8 protein-coding genes are annotated in these 7,171 nt (G+C 51.0%); all 8 read left to right on the top strand.

Annotation, left to right across the window (positions count from 1 at the left end; translation table 11 throughout):
• The first annotated feature begins 290 nt into the window (after positions 1 to 290).
• The 8 genes from ADICEAN_RS19560 (at position 291) to ADICEAN_RS19590 (ending at position 7,161) form a co-directional block, all read left to right on the top strand.
• Positions 291 to 563 (top strand): hypothetical protein, encoded by a 273-nt coding sequence (locus ADICEAN_RS19560; protein ID WP_152426533.1) that lies wholly within the window; start codon positions 291 to 293, stop codon positions 561 to 563.
• A 67-nt stretch (positions 564 to 630) separates the two neighbouring features.
• Complete coding sequence (locus ADICEAN_RS19565) at positions 631 to 921, top strand: hypothetical protein (RefSeq protein ID WP_040398422.1); 291 nt, start codon at positions 631 to 633, stop codon at positions 919 to 921.
• Entirely contained in the window at positions 893 to 1,402 is a 510-nt protein-coding gene (locus tag ADICEAN_RS19570; protein ID WP_161622739.1) for a hypothetical protein, read from the top strand. The genes ADICEAN_RS19565 and ADICEAN_RS19570 overlap by 29 nt, the downstream gene beginning before the upstream one ends.
• A gap of 21 nt (positions 1,403 to 1,423) precedes the next feature.
• Entirely contained in the window at positions 1,424 to 1,993 is a 570-nt protein-coding gene (locus ADICEAN_RS19575) for a hypothetical protein (RefSeq protein WP_040398426.1), read from the top strand.
• A 116-nt stretch (positions 1,994 to 2,109) separates the two neighbouring features.
• On the top strand, positions 2,110 to 2,460 hold the full coding sequence (locus ADICEAN_RS22440) for a hypothetical protein (RefSeq protein ID WP_009197401.1): 351 nt from the start codon (positions 2,110 to 2,112) through the stop codon (positions 2,458 to 2,460).
• Between the two features lie 297 nt (positions 2,461 to 2,757).
• Entirely contained in the window at positions 2,758 to 3,585 is an 828-nt protein-coding gene (locus tag ADICEAN_RS19580) for a phosphatase PAP2 family protein (protein WP_009197402.1), read from the top strand.
• Positions 3,586 to 3,761: 176 nt separating this feature from the next.
• A complete protein-coding gene (locus ADICEAN_RS19585) occupies positions 3,762 to 5,411 on the top strand; it encodes an alpha-amylase family protein (protein WP_009197403.1) in 1,650 nt (549 codons plus the stop codon).
• Between the two features lie 148 nt (positions 5,412 to 5,559).
• Entirely contained in the window at positions 5,560 to 7,161 is a 1,602-nt protein-coding gene (locus ADICEAN_RS19590) for an SWIM zinc finger family protein (RefSeq protein ID WP_009197404.1), read from the top strand.
• The last annotated feature ends 10 nt before the right edge of the window (positions 7,162 to 7,171 follow it).

Genomic DNA, 7,171 nt, shown 5'->3' on the forward strand with positions numbered 1-7,171 from the left:
GAGATAGCCACTCGGTTGGTGTTGCGTACCCATTCCTTATTTGCCCAGGAAAGCAAGTTCGTACTATTTGGAAAAAAATTATCTCAGGAAATATTAATTCTCAGAGGTTATGAGGCTATTGGCCATAGTTTTTACTCAGAAAGATTTATATAAGGTAGCTGCCTGGTCCTAAGCGAATTATCTATTCAAATGTAAGATCAGTACGCCAAAAAAGATATATGTAATTTGTTAATTCGTATTCGTTAGTTATTTTGGGCTTTCTCTTTTATTGAATTTAACTTTTCTCTCCAGTGAAAGCTGATTCACTTTCTTTCCTGCTCAGGTTGCGGTTCCTCCTGATCATTGCCTCATGCTTCCTGCTTACGTGCCAAAAACAGGAAGAAGTAACTCCTGCAGAACAGGAGATTTCCCAGTTTAGCAAGCTCTCTTTAGCGAAAGAGCCTGCTGTACAGGCGCTTTTGGATAAGCTATCAGGCTATTCGTTCACCGGAGGTAAGGTTTTGGCAAGAGATGATGAAAAGCAGCCAGCCTCCCTGCGGAACAGCAGAACCTACAAGTTTTGAGGAACTCTGGTGCTACTATCTGCACTACAAGACGCCTTCGAACTCAGAGGAATTTCACCATGAGTACATGGCTGATCATTATGTAAAGACTATTGCTGCTGCTCTGGCTGAAATGCATCCTGAGTTGAGCAGTCAAGCTTTTATAGATCGATGGGCAGGACAGGAGCTGACGCTAAAAGATAGAGTGACAACTTTTACCTGGAATTGGCAAAGTTTTTTCGAGGCCTTAGCTTGGCAAGGGCTTGAGGAAACTGGGGAATTTGATAAAAAGATTGGTAATGACTCAATAAAGAAGGAGATCTATGGCTATTATAATACTACCGCAAGTGGTGAGATTAGTGTTAGTAAGTGTAATTAGCCTTTGGCTCATAGAAGGATGTGCTGCACAGACCTCACAATCTCAGAGGTTTTCTGGAGCTAATGCCGATACAGTTTACATTTTGTTGGATTCGGCACAGCCCCAGATAGAGCGCATACTTTACTATCAAGTCTACAAAGGAGATAGTCTTACTTCCATACATTTTACAGTCGCTAAGCCTGGGGCAGAGGGCAAAAAGGTGCCTATTTCTTTCTGGCATCAAAAAACTCATGAGGAAGCCTTAGCGCAAGGGTTGGGTTTCGATGTGAGAACTTATAAGAAAGATGCTGCTTTTCTCTCCACAATATCACCCCTAATGTATGAGTGGTTCAGCAACAGCAGCATGCAGCAGATCAATAATCTTTTTCACTTTTCGTTTCGCCATCAGCCTGTTATTTTCATCATCGACAAGGCTGACATAAAAGAAGGGAAGCTTACCCTCATTCAGGTAGTGTATCATGGGCCTCCTGGCAATAAATAGAAATAGAAGCAGCATCAACTGGTGCTGCTTTTTTTTTCAGCCAAACGGCCAGTGCACTCCCCTGATGCTACAGGCAATAGTAAGGTAGAGATCAACAAGCACAATGCACTGGGAAGAAGCTATCTGCAGATTGCCCGTACCTTGGTGCATGAAGCCATTCGTGCGGAGTTGTTTCGCAAAAGGCAGGAGATGGTAAACAGCGGACAGGAGCCCGACTGCAAAAAAGAGGAGCCAACAAGCTTTGAGGAGCTCTGGTGCTATTACCTTTTCTATATGACGCCTTTAGACTCTGAAAACTACCAGCATGAATACATGGCTGATCATTATGTAAAGAGTATTGCGGCTGCCTTGGGGGAGATGCACCCTGAGCTGAGCAGTCAACGGTTTATAGATCTAATGATCAAAGGGCTATATGCCTTGGATGGAACAAGGTATGACTGGAAGTGGCAGGAATTTTTTCATGCTTTAACCTGGCAGGGCCTTGAGGAAACCCTAGAATATAAAAATGTGATTGAAAATGATAGTGAAAGCCTTAAAAAACAGAAAGCTTACCTTGAGGCTTCTCAGATGGAGCCTGATAAATGCAATTAACCTTTTCATTCTTGGTTCTTGTTCAACTATTGGATCGGCACAAATTGGCCCTTCTGACACTGTCTATCTCTTTCTAGAATAAAAATCACCCCAATATCTTCACTCAAAAAGGAAGTGTGGAATTTGACGGAGAAGAGCGATTTATTGGTGGCTATTTTCTAAAAAAAATCACTAAGAATGATACGCTGGAACTTCGATTTGTTCACAGACCTTTACAAAGATTAGCAGTAGAAACAGGGGTTGGGACCAATGTTCGTATCTATGAAAAGGACAGTTCATTTCTCTCTACAATATCACCTCTAACTTACGAGTGGTTCAGCAACAGCAGCATGCAGCAGATCAATAATCTTTTTCACTTTTCGTTTCGCCATCAGCCTGTTATTTTCATCATCGACAAGGCTGACATAAAAGAAGGAAAGCTTACCCTCATTCAGGTAGTGTATCATGGGCCTCCTGCAAAAGAATAAATACCACGAGCAGCATCAAAGGGTGCTGCTTTTATTGTCTTGATACTGTTAATAGCTGCCAGCAAGCCCATTGCCGGATCGACCAGTCTTAAAGTGTTGAGGATTATCCTATTGAATAAAGCAGGGCGTTAATAGAGCGGGCAGAATTTTTTAAGGTTTTGACCTGACAGGGTTATAAAGAAAACAATGAGTATATAATGCCGTAACGCAATATTTAGGAAATCTTTAATTTGTAACCCCTTCCGGGGTGGGTTTCGTAGGAATACCAAAGACCTATGCTACCCTAACGAACTACGGTTGAAGAGAGTACCTCCTTTTTTACTCCCCCTGCTCTGGCTCAGTCTCTGGGCAAGCCCTCTGCTGGGCCAGGAACAGCCCACGCGCCAGCCGGCCGATTCTGCCGCCATCATCCCGGCCGATTCTGTCCTGCCGGGTCAAAAGGAGCCCTTTACAGATGCCCAGCGCCTGGAGGGCTTTAACCAGCGCTACCTCAAGCGGGCCGTGCTGCCCTCGGCCCTGTTGATCGGCGCCGGCATTTACACCATACAGGGCAGGGGCTTTTTCAGCAGCCAGGATCTGTTTGATTACCGCAGCCGCACCTTTCCCAACTTTAGCACCAATGCCGATGATTTTGCCATGCTGGCCCCCCTGGTAGGGCTTTATGGCATCAATATCATTTCATCGCAAAACCGCCACGAGCTGGGCCGGCAAACGCTGCTGCTGGTAAGCTCGGGGGTACTTACCACCGCCCTGGTGTGGCCCACCAAAGCCATCACCAACATAGACCGGCCCAATGGCAAACCGCATGCCTTTCCCTCAGGCCATACGGCCTATGCCTTTACCATTGCCACTTTCATGGACAAGGAGTTTCGCCACAAAAGTCCCTGGATCAGTGTGGCCAGCTATTCCATCGCAGGTGCAACCGGAGTTTTGCGGGTGCTCAACAATGCCCACTGGATGTCGGATGTGCTGGCCGGGGCGGGGGCAGGCATCCTCTCGGTCAATACGGTATACTGGCTGCACGCCAAACTAAAGCCCAGGGACAAGGGGCTCAACACCACCATGCTCCCCCTGATGCTCCCCAACGGGCAGCTGGCCGGCCTACAGCTGTACGTGCGCTTTTAAGCCCGCAACAGAGCGGCTGCCAGCCCTGGGCTGCCGCTAACTTCCCGCGCTTTTCTGCTTCCGGAAAGGGGGCTCTGCCTAAAAATAAGGGCAATTGTGCTAGCTGGCAAAACACTGCACAGGCCAAAGGGATTACCTACATAAACGTCAGCCACAACCCTAATCTCTTGCCTGCTATGATCGAAGACCTTTGGTATAAGAATGCCATCATTTACAGCCTGGACCTGGAAACCTTTATGGACATGAATGGCGATGGTATCGGCGACTTTGAGGGCCTTACCCGCCGCCTGGACTACCTGCATGCCCTGGGGGTGGACACCGTCTGGCTGGCCCCTTTCCAGCCCACCCCCAATAAGGACAATGGCTATGATATCAAAGACTACTATGGGGTAGATCCCCGCCATGGCTCCAGCGGCAATTTTGTGGAATTTATGCACCAGGCCAAAAAAAGAGGTATTAAAGTGATCATTGATCTGGTGGTGAACCATACTTCTGATGAGCACCTCTGGTTTCAGGATGCCCGCAGCAGCGAAGATGCCAAACACCGGGACTGGTATGTGTGGTCAGAAAAGCGGCCCGAGGATTGGGACGAGGGCATGGTGTTTCCCGGCGTACAGGAGAGCACCTGGACCTATGACCGCAAGGCCCAGGCCTATTACCACCATCACTTTTATAAATTTCAGCCCGATCTGAACATGGACAATCCTGAGGTGCGGGCTGAGATACGCCGCATTATGGGCTACTGGCTGGAGCTGGGCGTGGCGGGCTTTCGGGTAGATGCCGTTCCCTTTCTGGTGGCAACCAAAAAAGCCGGTGAGGCAAACCCCGAGCCCCAGTTTGATTACCTGCGGGAGTTCAGGCGCTTTCTGCAATGGCGCCGGGGAGATGCCATACTGCTGGGAGAGGCCAATGTAGAACCTAATGAGAACAAGGAGTATTTTGGGGAGGATGGGGACTGCATTCACATGCTGTTCAACTTCTATGTAAACCAGTATGTGTTCTATGCCCTTGCCACCGCCGAAATAGACCCTCTCATAGAGGCGCTGGAAGCCACCCGGGTTACGGCCCATACCAGTCAGTGGGCGCACTTTTTGCGCAACCACGATGAGCTTGACCTGGGCCGCCTCACCGACGAGCAGCGTCAAAAAGTATTTGCCCGCTTTGCCCCTAAGGAAGATATGCAGCTCTACGAGCGGGGCATTCGCCGTCGGCTGGCTACCATGCTGGGCAACCGCCAGCAGATTGAGCTGGCCTACAGCCTGATGTTTTCCCTGCCGGGCACCCCGGTGATCCGCTATGGCGATGAGATCAACATGGGCGATAACCTGGAGCTGGAAGAGCGCAATGCCGTGCGTACCCCCATGCAATGGACCTCTGATCCGCAGGCAGGCTTTTCTACGGCCGCAAAACTAATCCACCCCATCATCGACAAAGGGCCTTATGCCTATACCCATGTAAATGTAGATACCGAGCGGCGCACGCCCGACTCGATCCTTAACTGGATGACGGCCCTCATACGCCTGCGGCAGGAATGTGTGGAGATCGGCTGGGGCGACTGGCAGATCCTGAAGACCAACAAGGCTTCGGTGTTGTGCATGCACTACAACTGGCAGGGCAGCTCACTGGTAATTCTGCACAATTTTGAAGAAAAAGCCCATGAGGTGACGCTGGACCTTAAGCATAAGGAGGAGGTGAAGCTCATTGACCTGATGGTGAATCTGGAAAGCGAAGTAGGCAGCGATGGCAAGCACCACCTGAAGCTGGAGGCCTATGGCTACCGCTGGTTCAGGGCCGGCGATCTGTGCCACCTTTTTCAGAAGCGCTAGCACCCCCCCTGGGCAGGGGCGCAAAAGGTCCTATATTATCTGGCAGAAAGGGAGCTAATACCCACCGCATCTGCCCGAAATTAACTAGCTTACCCCTGTACGGGCGAGCAGTATGGCTCATGCCTGAAACTATTTTAATGCCCTGATTATGAATACCTTATTTACCAATGCGGGAAAAGACCTGAAGAGCCTGCTGGAAAGCCTGCAACCGGCCGATCTTCAGCTGGAGGTAGACTCGGCTACCTACTTTAAAGGGCAGCAGTATTATGACTGGGGCCTGGTAGGCAACGCCGCCTACAATTTTGATAAAAGCGAGCTGAGTGCACATGTAGCCGGCAGCCGCGACTATACGGTGCGCATTGCCCTGCAGCAGGACGAGGTACAGGCCAGCTGCAACTGCCCGGTAGAGGGAGTGTGCAAGCACATGGTGGCCACCCTGCTCTATGCCAGCCAGGAAGCCGGTGCCATTGAGATCGGCGAAAGCCGCAGCAAGGGAAGTGCATTGTACAAGCAACTGCTGGAACTGCCCAGGGAGGAGCTGGTAGAGCGCCTGCTGGCCTATGCGCCTGATGAGTTTCTGCTGGAGATCCACAACCGCCATGCTTCCGACGCAGAAGCCCAGGTCACCTATACCAAGGCTGAGGCTGGCATTCGCAAGCTTTTCACTAACACTGAATTGCTCTACAGCCCGCAGGATTTTACCGAGGCGCTGCACAAGCAGGTAAGCCGGCTGGCCGGGCTGGAGCAGCAGCTACAGGAAGAGCTGGGCCCGCTCATCTTCTACATTATCCGCAAGGTAGAAGAAGCCTTTGACAAGGGCTACCTCTACGATGATGAGGAGGAAATGTCCTTTGAACTACCCGATGCTTTCATCAGCCTGGTGGAACACTACATCCGGGTGCTGCCCTATGCAGACAAAACCCGTTTTCTGAAAAAGCTGGACGATGCCCTCTCCGATACGGCCTATGAGGTATTTGAAAGCCTGGCCGGCCTTAGCCAGGAGAGTTTTGAAGAAGGGGAGCTGCCGGCCGTAAAAGACATGCTGCTGAAGGACTACCGGGACCTGTCCGTACCCCTTACCGAGGAGTATTATGTGCTGGTGCGCCCGCTGCTGTCGGATGCGGAAAAGGAGCAGATCCTGCTCTACCTCAAGGATATGGACAGCGGATGGGTGCTGGAGCTGGCCTACCTGTACAAGGAGCAGGGTGCAGCCGGCAAAGCCATTGACATGATCCGCAGCGGCCTGCACCAGAATCCGGCTATCTTCTCAGACGAGCAGGTGTACCTGCTGTACCTGGAGCTGCTGGGCAAGGCGGGTGGCGAGCTGGCGCCTGCCTTTGAGGAAGCCATTACTGAGTATCCGAGCAGCAGCATGCTGGAGAAGATCAGCAGCCTGCGCCCCGGCCAGACTGCCGACTATGAGCGCCTGCTGGAGCAGCACAACCCCCAGGCCCTGCTGGTGTACCTGGAGAAAGCTGGCCGGCTGGAAGAAGGGCTGCAGCTGCTGCAGCGCAACGACCGCATCTGGGACCATTACCGCTGGGTATTCTTTAAGAAACACATCCAGGATTTTCCCGAAGAAGGGGTGGCTTACTTCAGCCAGGTGATCGAAGGCAACCTGCCCCATACCGGCAATCCGCATTACTACAAGATTGTGGAAGCTCTCAAGCAGATTCAGCTGGTAGATCCGCCCCAGGCCACTGCTTTAGCGCCGATATCCGCGCCAACCACAAGCGCCGCACCAACCTGATGAACCTGCT

The organism is Cesiribacter andamanensis AMV16, from assembly GCF_000348925.1.
In the GTDB taxonomy this organism is placed as follows: domain Bacteria; phylum Bacteroidota; class Bacteroidia; order Cytophagales; family Cyclobacteriaceae; genus Cesiribacter; species Cesiribacter andamanensis.